Genomic DNA, 19,219 nt, shown 5'->3' with positions numbered 1-19,219 from the left:
GCACATGACCTGGTCGATCATCGCGCGCGATTCTGCTACCGGCCAGTTCGGCATCGCCGTTGCCACGCGCTTCTTCGCCGTCGGCGCGCGCGTGCCTTATATCGCCGCCGGCCTCGGCGCCATCGCGACGCAGGCCTTCGTCAATCCCTATTACGGCATCGACGGCGTCAAGCTTTTGCGCGAAGGCCTCAACGCACATGATGTTCTCGCCAGCCTGCTCGCAACCGATGACGGCCGCGAGAGCCGCCAGATCCACATCATGGACGCCAGCGGCGCGATCGCCGCGCATACCGGGCGCGATTGCGTCGACTGGTGCGGCCACATAGCCGGCAGCGGCTTCTCCATCGCCGGCAACATGCTTGCCGGCGCCGACGTGCTCGACGAGACCGCAAAAACCTATATCGCCAATGACAGCCTGCCCTTCCCGCGCCGCCTGCTCGCCGCGATGCGCGCGGGCGAGGCCGCCGGCGGCGACAAGCGCGGCAAGCAATCCGCTGCGCTCCTGATCCACGGCGAGGAGGAATGGCCGGCATTGGACCTGCGCGCCGACGATCATCCCGATCCGCTCGGTGAGCTCGAGCGGCTCGAACGGGTCAGCCACGAGCTCTGGGTACACTTCCGCGCCTCCATGCCGACGCGGCAAAACCCAGCCGGCAACACCGATCGCAGTGTCATCGACGCGAGCATCGCCGCAGCGCGCGCAAAACGATCATGAACCCGAGCCCGCTCATCGAGATCAGCGATCTGCGCATTCGTTTTCACGGCGACGACGGCCGCGTCACCCATGCGGTCGACAGTGTCGATCTCAGCGTCGCCAATGGCGCGACACTCGGCCTCGTCGGCGAATCCGGCTGCGGCAAGAGCGTGACGTCGCTGGCGATCATGGGCCTGCTGCCGAAGCAGAGCGCAGAAATCTCCGGCGCGATCCGCTTCGACGGTTTCGACCTGCTTAAGACGTCGGACCAGACGCTGCGCGACCTTCGCGGCAACCGGCTCGCCATGATCTTTCAGGAGCCGATGACCTCGCTCAATCCGAGCTTCACGATTGGCGACCAGATCGTCGAGACGATTTTGCGCCACCGCGGCGGCTCGCGCAGGAGTGCGCGCGAGCGGGCGATCGATCTGTTGCGTCGCGTCCACATCCCCTCGCCCGAGCGGCGGATCGACGAATATCCGCACAAGCTCTCCGGCGGCATGCGCCAGCGCGTCATGATCGCGATGGCGCTGGCCTGCGACCCGCGGCTGCTGATCGCGGACGAGCCGACTACCGCGCTCGATGTCACCCTGCAGGCGCAGATCCTGGAGCTGATGCGCGAGTTGAAGGCGGCGAGCGGCGCCGCCATCATCCTGATCACCCACGATCTCGGCGTCGTCGCCGAAGTCTGCGACGAGGTCGCGGTAATGTATGCCGGTGAGATCGTCGAGCGCGCGGCGGTGGACGAGCTGTTCTCGGCGCCGCAACATCCCTACACCGTCGGCCTGCTAGGCTCGATCCCGCGGCTCGATCATCGCGCCGAACAGCTTGCCACGATCGAGGGCATGGTTCCGAACATGGCGCAGCCGCCCGCCGGCTGCCGTTTCGCCGCGCGCTGCCCCTTCGTGCTGGACGCCTGCACCAAGGCGCCGCCGCGGCTGGTCGAAATCAGTCCCGGCCACCTCTCGCGCTGCATCCGCGCGCCGCTCGAACGTCTGGTGTCGTGATGGCGCTGCTCAAGGTCGATGGCCTGGTCAAGCATTTCGTCGCCGAGCGTTCGCTGTTTGGAAGGGCGCTGGCGCATGTCAACGCCGTTGATGGCGTTTCCTTCTCGCTCGATGCCGGCAAGACGCTGGCGCTGGTGGGTGAGTCCGGCTGCGGCAAATCCACCGTCAGCCGCCTGGTGCTGCGGCTGATCGAGCCGGATGCAGGCACGATCCATTTCGAAGGCCGCGATCTGCTCTCGCTCGACGCCGGCGCGCTGCGCGCCTTTCGCCGCGAGGCGCAGATCATCTTCCAGGATCCCTACGCCTCGCTCAATCCGCGCATGACCGTCGGCCAGATCCTGACCGAGCCGCTGGCGCTGCACAACCTGGTGCCGCCCGCCCGGCGCCGCGAACGCGTCGAGGAGATCCTGCGGCTGGTCGGGCTGGAGCCGCGGCTGGCGCGGCGTTACCCGCACGAATTCTCCGGCGGCCAGCGCCAGCGCATCGCCATCGCCCGCGCGCTCGCGGTCGAGCCGAAACTGATCATCTGCGATGAGCCGGTTTCGGCGCTCGACGTCTCGATCCGCTCGCAGATCCTCAATCTGCTGCGCGAACTCCAGGATCGGCTTGGGCTGGCCTACATTTTCGTCTCGCACGACCTCGCCGTGGTCAAGCACATCGCCGACCACGTGGCGGTGATGAATCTCGGCCAGATCGTCGAGACGGCGGCAGCGGACGCGCTGTTCGCCGCACCGCGTCATCCCTATAGCCGGGCCCTAATGTCCGCGATTCCCGTGCCTAAACCGCGGGCAAAGCGCAGCCGGATTGTGCTGCAGGGAGAGATCCCCAGCGCGCTCAATCCGCCGCCGGGATGCCGCTTCCACACCCGCTGCCCCTACGTGGTCGACCGTTGCCGCAGCGAAATGCCTCAGCTCGTGCCGGATGGCATCGGACATGCAACGGCATGCCACCGAACGTCGGAACTGCCGTCGTCCGAGGCAATCGTCCCAACGGACGGCGGCTTCTCCCCGGTTCTCGAAAAATTGGTCGCCGCTTTCAGCGGCGGCCCGGAAGCAGTCCGCGGCAGCGGGGTTAGTTCATTGGGGACGAACCCGGCATAGCCGTAAAACAGAGGTTGAGAGCGATGAGTCCTATGCGTTTGGCACTCCTGGCGTCGGCATTGCTGACGTCGCTCGTAGGCGCGGCCCAACTCCAGGCCCAGGCCCAGACCACGCTTCGCATCGGCATCGGCGAAGACCCTGATATCCTCGACCCCAGCATCGGCCGTACCTATGTCGGGCGCATCGTATTCTCCGCCTTCTGCGACAAGCTGTTCGACATCGACGAGAAGCTCAACATCGTGCCGCAGCTCGCGTTGTCCCATGAGACCTCGGCCGACGGCAAGGAGATGACCATCAAGCTCCGGCCGAACGTGAAATTCCACGACGGCGAACCGCTCGACGCGGAAGCGGCAAAATTCTCGATCGAGCGTCACATGACGCTGCCGGGTTCGTTCCGCAAGTCCGAGCTCGCCAGCGTCGACCATGTCGAGGTGGTCGATCCCCTGACCATCAAGCTGGTGCTCAAGACGCCTTACTCCCCGTTGATCGCCCAGCTGACCGACCGCTCCGGCATGATGGTGTCGCCGAAGGCCGCCAAGGAGGCCGGCGACAAGTTCGGCCTGCATCCGGTCTGCGCCGGTCCCTACAAATTCGTCGAGCGCGTGCAGCAGGACCGCATGGTGTTCGAGAGATTCGCCGATTACTGGAACAAGGACAACATCCATATCGACCGCGTGGTGTTCCTGCCGATCGTGGATGCCACGGTGCGCCTTGCCAACCTGAAGTCCGGCGGGCTCGATCTGATCGAGCGCGTGCTCGCCACCGACATCAAGGACGTCCGCGCCGACCCCAAGCTCGTGCTGTCAACGGCGCCTGAGCTGGGCTATCTCGGCCTGACCATCAATATTGGCAATGACAAGGCCAAGGGGCCGCTGAGCCAATCGGCGAAAGTCCGTCAGGCGCTCGATCTGTCGATCGATCGCGAGGCGATCAACCAGGTCGTGTTCAACGGCGAGTTCACCCCCGGCAATCAATGGGTCAGCCCGACGCATCCCTATTACCAGAAGGCATTCCCCCTTCATGGTCGCGACATCGCTAAAGCGAAGGCGCTGTTGAAGGAGGCTGGCGTCAGCCTGCCCGTCACGGTCGACTACATGGTGCCGAAGGGGACCGAGTACGAGGCCGTCGCTCAGGTCGTGCAGTCCATGGCGGCCGAAGCAGGTTTCGACATCAAGGTCCGCGTCGTCGAATTCGCGACCACCTTCAAGCAGGCCCAGGCCGGCGAGTTCCAGATCTTCCAGATCAACTGGAGCGGTCGCATCGATCCCGACGGCAACTCCTATATCTTCATGCGCAGCAAGGCACCGCAGAACGATGGCGTCTATTCGAATCCGGAGGCCGACAAGCTGATGGAAGAAGGAAGGCTGACCGCCAATGTCGCGGAGCGCAAAGCGATCTACGAGAAGATGACCAAGATCCTGCTCGACGATTTGCCGATCATCTACATCTACCACCGCACGCTTCTGATTGCGCACACGACCAAGCTCCAGGGATACAGGCAGATGCCCGACGGGCTGGTGCGCGTGGTCGGGCTGAAGTTCAAGTGAGCGTGGCATCGCCCGACAACCGGCCGGCGCCATGCTGAACTTCCTCGCCCGCCGCATTGTGCAGATCGTGCCGACACTGTTCTTCGTGTCGCTGCTGATCTTCTCGCTCCAGCAATTGCTGCCGGGGGATCCCGCGCTGGTGATGGCCGGCGAGGAGCGCGATCCCGCGGCAATCGAACAGATCCGCCATCAATACCGGCTCGATCAGCCGATCCCCGTACAGTACGTCTATTGGCTTAAGGGCGTTCTATCAGGCAATTTCGGTGAATCGCTGCGCAACAAGATGCCGGTACGCGAGCTGATCGCGCAGAAGCTGCCGGTGACGCTCCAGCTCGGCTCGATGGCAATGTTGATCGCGCTCCTGATCGGCATTCCCGCCGGCATCGTCTCCGCCGTGAAAAGGGGCACCGTCTGGGACTATGGCGCCAATTTGTTCGCGCTGTGGGGCATCTCGACGCCGAATTTCTGGCTCGGCATCATGCTGATCTTCCTGTTCTCGATCGAGCTCGGCTGGCTGCCGGCGTCCGGCTACGTGCCGCTGACCGAGAACTGGCGCGCGAGCCTCGCCGCCACCATCATGCCGGCCTTCGTGCTCGGCAACGCGATTTCCGCGGTCCTGATGCGGCACACCCGGAGCGCCATGCTGCAGGTGCTGGAAAGCGACTATGTCCGCACCGCGCGCGCCAAGGGATTGTCCGAACGCTCGGTCATCCTCAAGCACGCCATGCGCAACGCACTCACGCCGATCATCACACTCGGCGCGCTCGAGCTCGGCACGCTGTTGTCGGGGGCGGTTCTGACCGAGCAGATCTTCTCCATTCCCGGCTTCGGCAAACTGATCGTGGACGCCGTATTCAACCGCGACTACGCGGTCGTACAGGGCGTCGTGCTGGTGACGGCGACGGTCTACATTACCCTCAATCTCGTTGCCGATGTCGCCTACATCCTCGTCAATCCGCGGCTGCGGGGCTAGACTCATGACCGATGCCGCCCTGCCCGCCGCCGCTCCTATCGCGCAAGCTGACGAGCTGGACAGCCCGGCGCGTCGCGCCCGGCGGCGCTTGTTCAAACGCAAGGCCGCAGTATTCGGACTTGTCATGATCACCTTGTTCGTCGGCTTCGCGCTGCTCGCGCCGTTCGTCGTGCCCTACGATCCGATCGCGACGAGCTGGGGCCTCGTCCGCAAGCCGCCCACCGCGGCACACTGGTTCGGCACCGACGAGCTCGGTCGCGACATCCTGAGCCGCGTCGTCTACGGCGCGCGCGCGTCCCTGCTCGCGGGCCTCATCTCGGTCGCGATCGCGCTGGGCGTCGGCGTTCCGCTCGGCCTGCTCGCCGGCTATCGCGGCGGCTTCGTCGATGCGCTGATCAGCCGGATGACCGACGCGATGCTGGCCTGCCCATTCCTGATCCTGGCGATCGCGCTCGCCGCATTCCTCGGTCCGAGCCTCGGCAATGCCATGATCGCGATCGGCATCTCGGCAACCCCGATCTTCATCCGCCTGACCCGCGGCCAGGTGTTGAACGTCAAGGCCGAGGACTATGTCGAGGCGGCGCGCGCGCTCGGCAACCCGCCGTGGCGGATCGCGTTTTCGCACATCCTGCCGAACATCCTGCCGGCGCTGCTGGTGCAGGCGACGCTATCGATTGCCGCCGCCATCATCGCCGAAGCCGCGCTGTCCTTCCTTGGCCTCGGCCAGCAGCCGCCGGCGCCGTCCTGGGGCAGCATGCTCAACGCAGCGCAGCGTTTCCTGACCCAGGCGCCCTGGATGGCGATCTGGCCGGGGCTTGCGATCTTCCTCGTGGTGCTGTCGCTGAACCTGCTCGGCGACGGCCTACGTGACGCGCTCGATCCAAGGCAGCGTTAGAGCGGAATGAGAATAGGTTGAATTAAGCGGCCCCGGGCTTGGTGCACCTCTCCCGCTTGCAAGCGGGAGAGGCCGGCGCAATGCGCCGGGTGAGGGCTCTCTCCTCTTGGGGGTTCTCGATTGCGGAAATACCCTCTCCCCAACCCTCCCCCGCAAGCGGGGAGGGAGCACACCTCCCCCGTTGCAGCAAACGAGCCTGATCTCACCGGTCCTTAGTCTAGCTAGATCACGACCTCGCGCATCACACGGCGGCAATCCATCTCGTATTCGAGATCGACCACCGGCGGCCGGGCATAGTGCCAGGTCAGGCCGGACCGCAACGCCCCGCGGCGGACGAGCTCGTCGACCAGCGTGTGGTGGAAGTCGTGCACGGAATAGGCCTGCACGCTGGTCGTGTCCTTCCAACCGAAGCCGAAGGCCGTCATCCTGTTCTCCATCTGGGACGTCGTCGTGAAGCGCACCTTCTCGCGAAGGCCTTCCAAGCTGAGGTCGCGGTAGCGCACGGTGCGCTCGACATAGGTCCCACTGCCCTCGCGCGCCTCGGCGCCGCCGGAAATCACGAAGCTCGGCGTCTTCGAGCCTGTCGGCCGCGTGAAGGAGAACGCATAGAACGACGGCTTGGCCGGTGGATCGATCTCGGGACAGACATTGCTGCGCGCGACCGGATTGGTGGTGCCGTCGAAGATGCCCCATTCGGACAGCGTCTTCACATAGTGCAGGTTGAACGCGCGAAAGCCTTCCTCGCTGAAGGCCGCGGGCGAGCGCAGTTCGCAGGCGCAGAACGCCGTCAGCGGCCGCCCCGCCGCCTGAATATACTTCGCGGCAAGCGCAAACCCTTCCGCGAGCGGCACCAGCCGGTCGAAGCGGACGCGCTCGATCTCATAGCCATCGTCAGCGGCCGCACCGGCCGAGTACTGGAATACGGACGGAATGAAACGGTAGTTTCCGGCGCTAAATTCACCAACCATGTCGGACTACTATTCCAGTTGCATGCGAATGCCCTTGTCGCCGTTAAGCAGGCGCTTCAGGTGAAAGCCGGCCAGGGAATCGTCGGCATGCATGCCGACGAGTGCGGCGAAGGCCGGCATGGCGGCGGCATCACCGGCCTCCATCTTGGCAAAAGCCTTGGAATACAGCGCCGTTTCCGGCGCAGCGAATTGGGCCGGAGCCAGCGGCTCGAACGCGCGCAACGGTTCGCTGCGTCCACGCAGCATCAGCTCGCCGACGGGACGACCTCGAAAATTCTCAGCCGTCTCGGCGATGCCGTCACTGACGCAAATCCGCGTGCCCAGATGCTTGTTCGCGGCTTCCAGCCGTGCCGCGATGTTGATGGAATCTCCATACGCGGTGTAGTCGAAAAACCGGTTGCCGCCAAAATTTCCGACCAGTGCCGGCCCGGCGTGGATGCCGATACGGGTGGTGCCGAAATTCACGCCTCTCACCTTCCAGCGCGCGGAAAAATCCTCGGCCCAGGCGTCGAGATCATGTGCGCAGGCGACCGCGCGGGTCGCATAATCGGGCTGATCGCCGGGTGCGTTGAAGAGCACCTGGATCGCATCGCCGATGATCTTGGCGACAGTCCCCTCGTGCGCGAAGACGACCTCGGTCATGCCGCCGACATACTCGTTGAGAAGCGCGCCCAGCGTCTCCGGAGGCGCACTCTCGACCAGCGAGGTGAAGCCGGTAATGTCCGTGAAGATGGTCGCGACATCGCGCCACTGCACTTCGATTCCCTCGCTCTCACCGCTGGCCGCCAGACGCTTGGCGAGCTCGGGCGAGAAATGACGCGAGAGCGCGGCATGGGCGCGCTCCGCCTCCGCCTGGCGGCCTCGCACCTCACGCAGCATTTCGATGTGGCGGATGGTCTTCTGGATCGTCATCTCGAGGTCGGCGAAGTCGATCGGTTTGGTCAGGAAGTCGAACGCACCGCGGTTCATCGCAGTGCGGATATTGCTCATGTCGCCATAGGCCGACACGATGATGGTGGACTTCTTGTCTTCGGCTTCCTGGAGTTTCGCCAGCAGCGACAGCCCGTCCATCCTGGGCATGTTGATGTCGGAGACCACCATGTCGACATGGGGGTTCTGCTCGAGCGACTGCAGCGCTTCGAGGCCGTCGCGCGCGAACATGATGGTCACCGACCCATCGCGAATCTGCCTGCGGAATTTTTGCAGGACCAACGCCTCGAGATCCGGCTCGTCGTCGACGAAGAGGATGGTCGCGGTCATGCGGCTTGCCCGAGCCTCGTGTCGATTTCCTGCCGCAGCAGCGCGAAATCGATCGGCTTGGTGAGAAGTCCGACTGCGCCGCGCTCGATAGCCTTCCGGCGCGTCTCGGCGTCGCCATAGGCGGTGATCATGATGACGGGAACGTCCGGATGCGCAAGACGCACCTTCGGCAGCATGTCGAGTCCGCTCATGCCGGGCATGTTGATGTCGGACAGGATCAGGATCAACGACGGATCGCGAACCTCGGCAGCGAGCTTCAGCGCATCGGGCGCGGACGGCGCGAATTCCATCTGGAAGCGGCCGGCGCGCAAATCGCGCCGGAACTGCTGCCGGAACAGCGCCTCGACGTCGGGCTCGTCATCGACGACCAGGATGTAAACGTTCAAGTCTTGCCTCCGGAAGTGTCGCCCGCCGCCATCATGCGCGGCAGGGTGATGATGAACTCGGTGAATACGCCGGGCTCGGTGTTCACGTCGATCGTGCCGCCGTGCTGATTCACGACGATGTCATGGCTCATGGAAAGGCCAAGGCCGGTGCCCTCGCCGGCCGGCTTGGTGGTGAAGAAGGGATTGAACATCTTCTCCTTCACATCGGAAGGGATCCCGGTGCCGTTGTCGCGAATGCGGATCTCGACCCTCTCGCCGAGAGTTTTGGTAGCCGCGCGTAGCGTGGGCTCGAAGGCGCCTGCGTCGCTCTCCTTGCGCTTGGCGGTGGCGTAGAAGCCGTTCGAGATCAGATTGAGGAAGACGCGCGTGATTTCCTGCGGATAGATATCGACCATGCCTGCGGCGGGGTCGAAGCCGCGCTCGATCGTGACATTGAAGCCGGGCCGTTCGGCACGTGCGCCGTGATAGGCGAGATTAAGGCTCTCCTCCAGGATCGCATTGATATCGCTGGGGCGATGCTCGCCGGAGCCCTCGCGCGAATGCAGCAGCATGTTCCTGACGATGGAATCGGCGCGCTTGCCATGCTGCACCACTTTTTCGAGGTTGCTCTTGAGCATGCCGGTCAGCTCCTCGACCTCCTCCTTCGTCTTGCCGTCGAGCGAGGCCGCTTGCAAGGCCTCGTTGAGCTCGTCGATCAGCTCGGTCGACACCGCCGAGAAATTGTTGACGAAATTGAGCGGATTCTTGATCTCGTGCGCGATCCCCGCCGTGAGCTGGCCGAGGGACGCGAGCTTCTCGGTCTGGATCAGGCGGTCCTGCGCGGTACGAAGATCGTCGAGGGATTGCGACAGCTCCGTCGTACGCTTGCGCAACTCGTTCAGAAGCCGCGTATTCTCGATTGCGATGACGGCTTGCTTCGTGAAGTTCTCAACCAACGCGATTTGCTTGTCGGTGAACGGCCGGACCTCTTTGCGATAGACCGCGACGGTTCCGATCAGCTCGCTGTCCCTCATCATGGGCACGATGACGATCGTGCGGGCGCCGGCGACGTCGGAGATTCCACGAATGGTCGGCCCCCCGGCAAGATACGCCGGAGTTTGTTGCACATCGTGCACGTGAACAACCTGACGTGTCCTGACGACCTCAGCAAGCGCGCTCTCCGGATGCGGACGGATTGCCATATCTTTCCGCGAAGCCGCGAACGCGGGCGGCACATTGTAATCCGCAGCAATCGTGAAACTCTCGCTGTCCCACAAATTCATCACGCCGAAACTCGCGCCACAGACGCGTGTGGCATTCTCGAGCATCTTGTGGAACACCGGCGCGAGTTCGCCCGGAGACGAGCTGATGACCTGCAACACTTCCGACGTAGCCGTTTGTTGCTCGAGCGACTCGGTCAACTCGGCCGTTCTCACCTCGACCTTCTTCTCCAGGTCCGCATAGGATTCCTGCAGACGCTCGCCCATGTCGTTGAACTGGTCCGCGAGCCCCTCCAGCTCGTCTCCGGTTCGGATCGAGATGCGCTGGGAGAAATCGCCGCTGCCGATGCGCTCGGCGCCGCGCCGCAGCGCCTGGATCGGCCCGACCATGCGGCGCGCCAGGAATATCCCGGCAAGCACCGCGAAGATCGACGCCGCGAGCAGCACGAATGCAAGCCGTTCCAACGCGGCATAGAGCGCCGCATAGGCTTCCTCGACCGGGAGCTCGACGAACATGGTCCAGTGCAGCGGCGCAATCGGCGCCGACGCGGTCAGCACCTTCTGTCCTTGGAGATTGCGCGCTTCGGAAAGCGCGTCGAATGCGGCGCTGCCTCCGAGAAGCGCGGCACGCACCTGGGTGAGACCTGACATGTCGGTGTTGCGCAGGACCAGGCTGATATCGGGGTGCGCGATCAGGCGTCCCTCCGGACCGACCACGTAGGCGTGTCCGTGCTCGCCGACCTTGATCTGGGATACCACGTCCCAGATCAGCTTGAGATTGACCTCCGCGATACTGACGCCGGCATCCTTGCGCGACCCGGCCTGCGCCAGGGTCATGTACGGCTCGGATTCCCTGCGGAAATAGACCGGACCGTAAAAAACCTTGTGCGCGACCGCCTCGGTAAACTTCGGATCGTCCGACAGGTCGATGCCGCTGTCGATCGCGTCCATGGCGAGCCGCGAGACCCGCAGCCGCTCCCTGCCGGTCGCATCGACCTGGGCGAGCTCGGTAACCGCGGGGACCTGGCGCAGCAGCCGCAGCGCATCGAAGCGGCGCTGCTCGATCGAACCCGCCGACCAGGGCAGCTGCGTGGTCCAGCCGAGCTGGCTCTCGATCTCCTTGACGAACTGACCAATCTTGGCCGCGGCTGCCTCGGCCTGTTCATGCTGGACCCGGATCAGCGCGGCCTTGTGCTCGCGATAATAGAAGAGGACCTCGAACAGTCCGTTGGCCAGCAGCGCGATCGCGACGACAGCCACGAACAGCGCCACATATTTCGTGAAGAGCCGGCTCCTGATCCCCTGCCCTGGCGTCGTGCCCGACGCGACGGCAACCGGCGCCGCGCTTGGCAGCGTCCTGGCTTGCGGGGTGTCAGGGTGGAGGGAAAGGCTCATCCCGCCGAACCTAGCAAGAAGACGGGACCTTGTCTCTCGCGAGCGGGGAAAAGCTAGCCGACCGGGGCAATAGAAAAAGGGCGGCAACGGATTAGCCGCTGCCGCCCTCGGGTTGGCTTACCTGCGGCCTCAGGTCGGCCGTAGCGCCTTGGAGCCAAGGTCGAGATCGTTGACTTGTTTGTTCCGCTCGGAATCGGCCGCCGCGCGATGGTCGGTCGCCAGCACCACGTAGACCGCCGGCAGCACGAACAGCGTGAACAGCGTGCCGATCGACATTCCGGCGACGACCACCAGACCGATCGAGAAGCGGCTCGCCGCGCCTGCGCCGGTCGCGGTCAGGAGCGGGATAAGGCCCGTCACCATCGCGGCCGTGGTCATCAGGATCGGCCTCAGACGAATGCGGGCCGACATTTCGATGGCGGAGCGGCGATCGAGCCGTTCGTTGATCTGGAGCTCGTTGGCGAACTCCACCATCAGGATGCCGTGCTTGGTGATCAGGCCCACCAAGGTCAGAAGGCCGACTTGGGTGTAGATGTTCATGGTCGCCACGCCGAAGAACAGCGGGATCAGCGCGCCAACGATCGCCATTGGCACCGAAATCATGATGACCAGCGGATCGCGCAAGCTCTCGAACTGCGCCGCCAGCACCAGGAAGATGATGATCAGCGCGAAGCCGAAGGTGATCGCGAGCTGGTTGCCTTCCTGCACATATTGCCTGCTGTCCGCGAGATAATCATGGCTGAAACCTTGCGGCAGGTTTTTGGCCTCGCTCTCGAGGAAGTCCACCGCCGCACCGACGGTCACGCCGGGCATCGGTACCGCTGAGAAGGTCGCCGAATTGAGCTGATTGTAATGTGTCAGCGAATTCGGCTCGGTCTTGGTCTCGATCGACACCACCGTCGACAGCGGAAGCTGCTGGCCGGTGTTGGTCGTCACGTAGTAGCCGGCGAGCGATTCCGGCGAGAGCCGCTGACCGCGCGGCACCTGCGGGATGACTTGATAGGAACGGCCCTCGAGGTTGAAGCGATTGATGTAGTTGCCGCCGAGCAGCACGGCGAGCGTGCTGCCGAGGTTCTGCATGTTGACGCCGAGATCCTGCGCCTTGGTGCGGTTGATCGTCACCTTCACGTTCGGCTGGTTGTAGGCAAGATCGCTGTCGGAAACGATGAACATTCCGCTCTTGCGGGCGGCAGCCTTCAGCTTCTCCATCTGTTCGTAGACAGTCTGGAAGCTGGCGGTGGAGTTGATCACCATCTGCACCGGCAGGCCGCCGGGGCCGCCCGGCAGCGGCGGCAGGTTGAACGCGAACGCCTGCACGCCCTCAATCTTGGAAAGCTCGGCCTGCACCAGCGACTTCAGCTGGATCGACGAACGCTTGCGGTCCTCCCACGGCTTCAGCAGCATGCCGGCGATACCGCCCTGCGGGCCGTTGATGCCGTTCAGCACGAAGCGCAGATCGGTCTCGGGGAATTTCTGGAATTCCTTGTCGAGCTTCTCGCCGTAAAAGTCGACGTAGTCGATGTTGGCGTATTTCGGCGCCTTGGTCACCGCGAACACGATGCCCTGGTCTTCTTCGGGCGCCAGCTCCTTCGACGTGTGCATGTAGAGGAAGCCGACGAGCCCGAGGATGGTCACCGCAAACAGGCCGGTGATGGCCTTGTAGTCGAGCGAGCGGTCGAGCCTGCGCCCATACCACCGCGTCAGCGCGCCAAACACCTTGTTGACCGCCTTGGCGAAGCGACCCTCTTCGGTGTTCTTCAGCAGCACCGAGCACATCATCGGCGACAGCGTCAGCGCGATCACGCCGGATACGATCACCGAGCCCGCAAGCGTGAAGGCGAATTCGCGGAATAGCGAGCCGGTCAGGCCGCCGAGGAAACCGATCGGCGCGTACACGGCGGCGAGCGTGATGGTCATCGAGACGACGGGACCCACGATTTCGCGCGCGCCTTCCAGCGATGCCTGGACTGGCGTTTTCCCTTCCTCCAGATGGCGATGGATGTTTTCGACCACGACGATGGCGTCGTCGACCACGAGTCCGATCGCGAGCACCATCGCAAGCAGGGTCAACAGGTTGAAGCTGAAGCCCAGCGCCAGCATCAGCGTGCAGACGCCGATCATCGACAGCGGGATGGTGACGACTGGAATGATCACCGAACGGAACGACGCCAGGAACAGGAAGATCACCACGATCACGATGATCACGGCTTCACCCAGCGTCTTCTCGACCTCGTCAATCGAGGATTGGATGAACTTGGTCGAATCGTAGGCGACCTTCATCTTCATCGAGGGCGGCAGATTGCGCTCCAGCTCGGGGAACAGCGCCCGCACGCCTTTGACCAGCGTCAACGGGTTGCCCTGCGGCGTTGCCTGCACACCGATGAAGATGGCGTGCTCGCCGTTGAAGGCGACGCTCGCGTCCGTGCTCTGGGCCGCAAGTTCGACGGTGGCGATGTCCTCCATCCGCACGAAGCCGCCGTCCTTGGCCTTGACGATCATCTTCTTGAACTGGTTGACGTCGGTCAGGCCCGTATTCGTCGATACGTTCGAGACGATGAGATAGCCCTTGGTTTGCCCCGCCGCTGACTGGAAGTTGTTGGCGGTGATCGCGGTCGCGACATCTGCGGGCGACACGTTGCGGCCCGCCATCTTCAGGGGATCAAGCCACAGCCGCATCGCAAAGGTCTGGCCGCCGAGAATGTCGGCGGAGGCCACGCCATCGACGGTCGACAGCACCGGTTGCACAACGCGCGTCAGATAGTCCGAGATCGCCGAGCCCGACAGCTCTTCGGAGGAGAACCCGAGATACATCACGGCCGTGGTCTGGCCCGTGGTCTTGGTGACGATCGGGTCGTTGGATTCCTTCGGGATCAAATATTTGACCGAGTTCGTCTTGGCCAGAACCTCGGTCAGCGCCTGGTTCGGATCGAAGTTCAGCTTGATGTAGACTTGGATCGTCGAGGTGCCGAGCACCGAGGACGAGGTGATGTAGTCGACACCTTCGGCGGAAGCGACCGCCTGCTCGATCGGCGTGGTGATGAAGCCCTGGATCAGGTCCGCGGACGCGCCCGGATAGACGGTCGTGATGTTGATGACCGTGTTCGACAGCTTCGGATATTGCCGGATCGGCAGCGTCGTCGCCGCGCGCAAACCGATCAGCAGGATCAGCAGGCTGACGACGACCGACAGGACCGGGCGTTTGATGAAAATATCAGTAAAGCGCATCGCGGCGATCTCGATTTCTTTGACTTGCAAAACGCATGACCCGGCCGTGCCGGATCATGCTGCAACGTGTACGATGTCAGTAGCGCGGTGGCTGCGCCGGGATCTGCGGAGCCGGGTCGGTCGAAATCGACACCGCCGCGCCCGATTGCAGCTTGAGTTGGCCGACGGCGACGACCTTGTCGCCCGGCTTCACGCCCTTGACGATTTCGACGCGGCCTTCGACCCGGCTGCCGGTCTGCACGAAAGTGCGCACCGCGCTCAGGCTGGTCTTGCCGTCGGCTTCCTTCTTCTCGGTGATCACGAACACCGAGTCACCGTACAGCGTGTAGTCGACCGCCGTCTCCGGCACGGTGACCACGGCCGGCTTGTCCGGCAGCACCACGGTGGTGGTCACGAACATGCCGGGCTTCAGGATCTTCTCCGGATTGGAGATGGTCGCCTGCACGCGGATGTTGCGGGTGTCACTCGATATCTGCGGTTCGATCGTCGTGATCTTGGCGTCGAAGGTGCGGCCCGGATAGGCGTCGACCTTCAGCCGAACCGGCTGACCGACCTTGAGATTGCCCGAGTCCTTTTCCGTCACCGTGAAGTTGGCCCACAGCTCCGACAGATCCGTCAGCGAAACGATGGCCGTGCCGGCGGTCAGATACTGGCCGACCTCGACCTTGCGAACGCCGAGATCGCCGGCGAACGGCGCGCGGACCAGCTTCTGCGAGATCAACGCTTCGGTCTTGGCAATACCCGCCAGCGCCTGATCGTACGCGGCCTGCGCGGTGTCGACGGTTGCCTGCGGGCCGAACTGGCGCGACGCCAGTTGCTTGGCGCGGTCGAGCGACAGCTGCGCGACGGTGGACTGCGCCTTGTAGTTGGCGAGGTCGCCCTGCTCCGGCGCGTCGAACATCTGCACCAGCGGCGTGCCGGCCTCGACATGCGTGCCTGGCTCGAACTTGATCTCGGTGACGCGGCCGTTGACGTCGGCGCTGACGTCGACCTGGTGCACGGCGGACAACCCACCGACCGCGGTCAGCAGGTTCGGCACCACCTCGGACTTCGCCTCGGCGGCGCTGACCGCGACCGGCGGCGGCTTGTTGTTGGCGAAGAACTGCTTGATCATCTGGCCGCGGAAATAATTGAACCAGACGAGGCCACCGACGAGCACCGCCAGAAGCGCGCCGACGATGATGAACCAGAGCACCGGCCGGACCGGACGCTTGGGAGCCTTGTTGTCGATCGGTTCGCCCGAAATCTTGTGTTCGGTGACGATGTTCATGTCATGCACTCTCTGCAATCGCCGTCTTGCCCACACAACCGGCCTGATCGCGGCCCAAATGCGAAACAATTGCGGCGTCGTTAAGTCCGATACCCCTCAGGAGAAACTCACACAGCTGCCGCTCGAGGTCGTTCGCCTTGCCGTAAGCGAGACACGGCGTGGCCGGCAGCCTGGTCAGCGCAGCCGTCATCACGGTGTGATGCGCAAACCAGAACAGGTTGAGCGGTTCGCCGTTGTATGGCCGCGCGTCCCTCGCGGCAACCGCACGCTTGAGCGAGGCGACGAAGGCCGCCCCGATCAGCGTCTCGATCTTGGCATATAGCAAACGAGCGAATTCGCCATCATCCAAATGACTCGTGGCCATCAATCGCAGGCGCTGGGCCTCTTCCTGGTCGGGCCCATCGGCGATGTGCATGAAATGCCCGACCATGCCGCGGATCACTTCGACCAACGTGGCCGTCGACGGCTCACGTTCGAGCAGCTCCATGAGCGCCGGGTCCGCCTCGCATTCGTCGCTGAGGATTTCGGCGTAAAGCGCGGCCTTGGACGGGAAATGCTTGAACAGCAGCGCCTCGGAAATGGCAGCGGCGGCCGCCACGCTCTTGGTCGTGGTGCCGGTATAGCCGTGTCGGGCAAAGCAACGCTTTGCGGCGCCGAGGATCAATTGACGCCTCAGGTCGCTCGTCATACGCAATGAGCTCATGCTAGTGAGTAAGCACTCACCCACGCAAAAGTCAAGCACTATGCTGCATCGCAACCTGAGTGCGTTGTAATTCCAGTGGAAATTGACCTCGCCCACACGGTCCCCGTGCAGGACGGGAGCGCCTAGATTGGCTGGAAACCGAGGTCGCCGCGAATCCGGTTGAGAATGTAAGTCCCATCCCGGCTCGGCAAAATCCGCTCCAGATTGGCGCTGTCGATCTTCACGTTGGCAAAGCGCGGCCCGGCGGTGACGTCGTGGACGGCTTTGGCGAAGGCCTCGACCCCGACCATGGTCGTCACGGACCGGCTATCCCCGATGCCGCAGGCCTTGGCGACGCCGACGAGGTCGGCGGCCGCGGCGGTGTGGCTGGTCTGACCGCCGGTCTCGCCATAGGCTTCATTGTCGAGCACCGCGATCGAGAGGTTGGACGGCTTCTGGAGGCCGATGGTGGCAAGGCTGCCCATGCCCATCAGCATCTCGCCGTCGCCCGTGATGACCAGCACCGGCAACTTTGGCTGCGCCAGAGCGAGGCCCAACCCGATCATCGCCGCCCCGCCCATGCCGCCCCAGAGGTAGAAATTCCGGGCATGGTCGCCGGCCGCGAACATGTCGTTGGTGGAGGCGCCGAGGCCGCCGATCGCAACCACATCCTTGCGGTCCGCGAGAAGCGCGGACACCACTTGACGGCGGTCGAGGAGATTGGCCTTGCTCATTTGGTGAAAACCTTGGCGCCGATCAGGCGCTGCGACAGCAGGACGGCGGTGGGCGTGAGGGCGTTATAGGCCTGCGCGGCCGCCGCCTCGAGCACGGCCGGCACCTCGGCTGCGGTCGAAGCCCGCAGCACCTTGACACCCGAGAGCTCGAACACGCCCTGCGTGGTCGATCCCATCGGCACCACGGATTGAACTCGCCCCACTCGCCACGCATGGTCACCAGGGTGAGGAAGGGAAAGCGCAGGATCGGGATCAGCGACAGCATGTTGATGCAATTACCGACCCCGCTCGACTGCATCAGCAGCACGCCGCGCTGTCCGCCGGTCCAGGCGCCGGCGAGAAGACCACGCCCTCCTCCTCCGTCGTCAGCGGAATGCCACGCATCGTGGACGATGCCAGCACGCGCTGGATCAGCTTTGAATGGCCGGCGTCGGGTACGTAAGGCACCTGCCGAACGTCGAAGCGTTGCAAGGTCGCGAAAATATCGTCGGGCCAATGAGTGCCGGACTCGGCGGCGGTGTCGGCAGCGTCAGCACGGGCGTGCATTTTCCTGTCTGGTCGGCTTGCAAATCGCGGTTCGACTGTAGACGGTGAACCGAGCCTCTCAAAAGAGCGAATACAGCATATCGGACTCAACCGGCGAGTATGGCGGCATGAACGCAAGTGCGAACGAACTGGCGGCCAGTTTCGATCTGGAGAAGCTGACGGCGGAATTCTACGACAATCCCTACCCGACCTATCGTGCACTGCGGGAGAACGAGCCGGTCAAGCGCCTGCGCAACGGCACCGTGTTCCTGACCCGCTATGACGATCTCGTCACGACCTACAAGAACACAAAATCGTTCAGCTCGGACAAGAAGCGCGAGTTCGCGCCGAAATACGGCGACACCCCGCTCTACGAGCACCACACCACGAGCCTCGTCTTCAACGATCCGCCGGCGCATACCCGCGTGCGGCGCCTGATCATGGGCGCGCTGTCGCCGCGCGCAATCGCCGGGATGGAGCCTGATATCATCAAGCTGGTCGACGGTCTGCTCGATGCCATCGCCACCAAGGGCAGCTGCGAGCTGATCGAGGACTTCGCCGCCTCGATCCCCATCGAGGTGATCGGCAATCTGCTCGACGTGCCCCATGACGAGCGCGCGCCGCTGCGCGACTGGTCGCTGGCAATCCTCGGTGCCCTCGAACCAGTGGTGTCACCTGAAGTCGCTGCCCGCGGCAACAAGGCGGTGACGGATTTCCTCGGCTACCTCCGAACGCTGGTCGCACGCCGACGAGCGAAGCCTGGCAACCCCGAACGCGACGTGCTGACGCGCCTGATACAGGGCGAGGAGAACGGCGAGCGGCTGACCGAGAAGGAGCTGCTGCACAACTGCATCTTCCTGCTCAATGCCGGCCACGAGACCACCACCAATTTGATCGGCAACGGCCTCGTGGCGCTCGACCGCAATCCGGATCAGAAGCGGCGGCTGATCGACCACCCCGACCTCATCAAAACTGCGGTCGAAGAGACGCTGCGCTACGAGAGCTCGAACCAGCTCGGCAACCGCATGACCACGGAGCGGGTCGAGCTCGGCGGCGTCATGCTCGATGCCGGCACGTCGATCACGCTGTGCATCGGAGCTGCCAACCGCGATCCGGCGCAGTTTCCCGACCCCGAGAGATTCGACATCGCGCGCACGCCGAACCGGCATCTCGCCTTCGCCACCGGTGCGCATCAATGCGCCGGCATGGCGCTGGCGCGGCTGGAAGGCGCCATCGCGGTCTCACGCTTCTTGGCGCGCTTCCCGAACTATGCCGTGAGCGGACAGCCGGTCAGGGGTGGACGGGTGCGGTTCCGCGGGTTCTTGAGCGTGCCTTGCGCAATCGGCTGAGGCCGGAAAC

The 19,219-nt window shown here is 63.9% G+C and carries 15 protein-coding genes and 1 pseudogene; 7 read left to right on the top strand and 9 right to left on the bottom strand.

Annotation, left to right across the window (positions count from 1 at the left end; translation table 11 throughout):
* Nucleotides 1–4 precede the first annotated feature (4 nt).
* From AC0L3A_RS17925 to AC0L3A_RS17900, 6 genes are read left to right on the top strand one after another with little or no spacing between them, the layout of a single operon-like run.
* Complete coding sequence (locus AC0L3A_RS17925; protein ID WP_007593858.1) at nucleotides 5–715, top strand: DUF1028 domain-containing protein; 711 nt, start codon at nucleotides 5–7, stop codon at nucleotides 713–715.
* Nucleotides 712–1,701, top strand: a complete 990-nt coding sequence (locus AC0L3A_RS17920; protein ID WP_007593859.1) for an ABC transporter ATP-binding protein — start codon at nucleotides 712–714, stop codon at nucleotides 1,699–1,701. The genes AC0L3A_RS17925 and AC0L3A_RS17920 overlap by 4 nt, the downstream gene beginning before the upstream one ends.
* Nucleotides 1,701–2,801, top strand: coding sequence for an ABC transporter ATP-binding protein (locus AC0L3A_RS17915; RefSeq protein WP_007593860.1), 1,101 nt, complete (start codon nucleotides 1,701–1,703; stop codon nucleotides 2,799–2,801). The genes AC0L3A_RS17920 and AC0L3A_RS17915 overlap by 1 nt, the downstream gene beginning before the upstream one ends.
* Nucleotides 2,802–2,824: 23 nt before the next feature.
* Nucleotides 2,825–4,348, top strand: a complete 1,524-nt coding sequence (locus AC0L3A_RS17910) for an ABC transporter substrate-binding protein (RefSeq protein ID WP_007593861.1) — start codon at nucleotides 2,825–2,827, stop codon at nucleotides 4,346–4,348.
* 31 nt (nucleotides 4,349–4,379) lie between these two features.
* Nucleotides 4,380–5,321: an ABC transporter permease gene (locus tag AC0L3A_RS17905; RefSeq protein WP_007593862.1), complete on the top strand. Its 942-nt coding sequence runs from the start codon at nucleotides 4,380–4,382 to the stop codon at nucleotides 5,319–5,321.
* 4 nt (nucleotides 5,322–5,325) lie between these two features.
* Entirely contained in the window at nucleotides 5,326–6,216 is an 891-nt protein-coding gene (locus tag AC0L3A_RS17900) for an ABC transporter permease (RefSeq protein WP_007593864.1), read from the top strand.
* A gap of 221 nt (nucleotides 6,217–6,437) precedes the next feature.
* On the opposite strand, the gene cnbZ is transcribed toward AC0L3A_RS17900, so the two are convergent.
* From cnbZ to AC0L3A_RS17855, 9 genes and pseudogenes are all read right to left on the bottom strand, one after another.
* Nucleotides 6,438–7,184: a 2-amino-5-chloromuconate deaminase CnbZ gene (gene cnbZ, locus AC0L3A_RS17895; RefSeq protein WP_007593874.1), complete on the bottom strand. Its 747-nt coding sequence runs from the start codon at nucleotides 7,182–7,184 to the stop codon at nucleotides 6,438–6,440.
* A 9-nt stretch (nucleotides 7,185–7,193) separates the two neighbouring features.
* The gene (locus AC0L3A_RS17890; RefSeq protein ID WP_007593875.1) at nucleotides 7,194–8,444 is read right to left on the bottom strand and encodes an adenylate/guanylate cyclase domain-containing protein; all 1,251 of its coding nucleotides are present in this window, start codon (nucleotides 8,442–8,444) and stop codon (nucleotides 7,194–7,196) included.
* Complete coding sequence (locus AC0L3A_RS17885) at nucleotides 8,441–8,830, bottom strand: response regulator (RefSeq protein ID WP_007593876.1); 390 nt, start codon at nucleotides 8,828–8,830, stop codon at nucleotides 8,441–8,443. The genes AC0L3A_RS17890 and AC0L3A_RS17885 overlap by 4 nt, the downstream gene beginning before the upstream one ends.
* Nucleotides 8,827–11,424 (bottom strand): ATP-binding protein, encoded by a 2,598-nt coding sequence (locus tag AC0L3A_RS17880; protein ID WP_007593877.1) that lies wholly within the window; start codon nucleotides 11,422–11,424, stop codon nucleotides 8,827–8,829. Before AC0L3A_RS17880 ends, AC0L3A_RS17885 begins: the two co-directional genes overlap by 4 nt.
* A gap of 129 nt (nucleotides 11,425–11,553) precedes the next feature.
* Nucleotides 11,554–14,649 (bottom strand): MexW/MexI family multidrug efflux RND transporter permease subunit, encoded by a 3,096-nt coding sequence (locus AC0L3A_RS17875; RefSeq protein WP_007593878.1) that lies wholly within the window; start codon nucleotides 14,647–14,649, stop codon nucleotides 11,554–11,556.
* A 76-nt stretch (nucleotides 14,650–14,725) separates the two neighbouring features.
* The gene (locus tag AC0L3A_RS17870; RefSeq protein ID WP_007593881.1) at nucleotides 14,726–15,919 is read right to left on the bottom strand and encodes an efflux RND transporter periplasmic adaptor subunit; all 1,194 of its coding nucleotides are present in this window, start codon (nucleotides 15,917–15,919) and stop codon (nucleotides 14,726–14,728) included.
* 1 nt (nucleotide 15,920) lies between these two features.
* Complete coding sequence (locus AC0L3A_RS17865; RefSeq protein WP_007593882.1) at nucleotides 15,921–16,622, bottom strand: TetR/AcrR family transcriptional regulator; 702 nt, start codon at nucleotides 16,620–16,622, stop codon at nucleotides 15,921–15,923.
* A gap of 122 nt (nucleotides 16,623–16,744) precedes the next feature.
* Entirely contained in the window at nucleotides 16,745–17,335 is a 591-nt protein-coding gene (locus tag AC0L3A_RS17860; protein ID WP_007593884.1) for a thiamine pyrophosphate-dependent enzyme, read from the bottom strand.
* A pseudogene (locus AC0L3A_RS17855) lies at nucleotides 17,332–17,881 on the bottom strand (phosphonopyruvate decarboxylase). Before AC0L3A_RS17855 ends, AC0L3A_RS17860 begins: the two are co-directional and overlap by 4 nt.
* Nucleotides 17,882–17,988: 107 nt before the next feature.
* Between AC0L3A_RS17855 and AC0L3A_RS17850 the strand changes: the two are divergent.
* Nucleotides 17,989–19,209 carry a cytochrome P450 gene (locus AC0L3A_RS17850; RefSeq protein WP_007593886.1) on the top strand — a complete coding sequence of 407 codons (1,221 nt, stop codon included), beginning with the start codon at nucleotides 17,989–17,991 and terminating at the stop codon, nucleotides 19,207–19,209.
* The last annotated feature ends 10 nt before the right edge of the window (nucleotides 19,210–19,219 follow it).

The organism is Bradyrhizobium sp. MI1.3 (assembly GCF_055811695.1).
The sequence above is the reverse complement of the archived record's forward strand: the minus strand, read 5'-3'. Positions and strand labels throughout refer to the sequence as shown.

What these genes read in the sequence shown, in the direction of transcription:
- cnbZ (WP_007593874.1), bottom strand. Translation starts at nt 7,184, where the DNA reads ATGGTTGGTGAATTTAGCGCCGGAAACTACCGTTTCATTCCGTCCGTA.
- AC0L3A_RS17875 (WP_007593878.1), bottom strand. Translation starts at nt 14,649, where the DNA reads ATGCGCTTTACTGATATTTTCATCAAACGCCCGGTCCTGTCGGTCGTC.
- AC0L3A_RS17860 (WP_007593884.1), bottom strand. Translation starts at nt 17,335, where the DNA reads ATGAGCAAGGCCAATCTCCTCGACCGCCGTCAAGTGGTGTCCGCGCTT.
- AC0L3A_RS17870 (WP_007593881.1), bottom strand. Translation starts at nt 15,919, where the DNA reads ATGAACATCGTCACCGAACACAAGATTTCGGGCGAACCGATCGACAAC.
- AC0L3A_RS17865 (WP_007593882.1), bottom strand. Translation starts at nt 16,622, where the DNA reads ATGAGCTCATTGCGTATGACGAGCGACCTGAGGCGTCAATTGATCCTC.
- AC0L3A_RS17920 (WP_007593859.1), top strand. Translation starts at nt 712, where the DNA reads ATGAACCCGAGCCCGCTCATCGAGATCAGCGATCTGCGCATTCGTTTT.
- AC0L3A_RS17880 (WP_007593877.1), bottom strand. Translation starts at nt 11,424, where the DNA reads ATGAGCCTTTCCCTCCACCCTGACACCCCGCAAGCCAGGACGCTGCCA.
- AC0L3A_RS17910 (WP_007593861.1), top strand. Translation starts at nt 2,825, where the DNA reads ATGAGTCCTATGCGTTTGGCACTCCTGGCGTCGGCATTGCTGACGTCG.
- AC0L3A_RS17890 (WP_007593875.1), bottom strand. Translation starts at nt 8,444, where the DNA reads ATGACCGCGACCATCCTCTTCGTCGACGACGAGCCGGATCTCGAGGCG.
- AC0L3A_RS17925 (WP_007593858.1), top strand. Translation starts at nt 5, where the DNA reads ATGACCTGGTCGATCATCGCGCGCGATTCTGCTACCGGCCAGTTCGGC.
- AC0L3A_RS17900 (WP_007593864.1), top strand. Translation starts at nt 5,326, where the DNA reads ATGACCGATGCCGCCCTGCCCGCCGCCGCTCCTATCGCGCAAGCTGAC.
- AC0L3A_RS17905 (WP_007593862.1), top strand. Translation starts at nt 4,380, where the DNA reads ATGCTGAACTTCCTCGCCCGCCGCATTGTGCAGATCGTGCCGACACTG.
- AC0L3A_RS17915 (WP_007593860.1), top strand. Translation starts at nt 1,701, where the DNA reads ATGGCGCTGCTCAAGGTCGATGGCCTGGTCAAGCATTTCGTCGCCGAG.
- AC0L3A_RS17850 (WP_007593886.1), top strand. Translation starts at nt 17,989, where the DNA reads ATGAACGCAAGTGCGAACGAACTGGCGGCCAGTTTCGATCTGGAGAAG.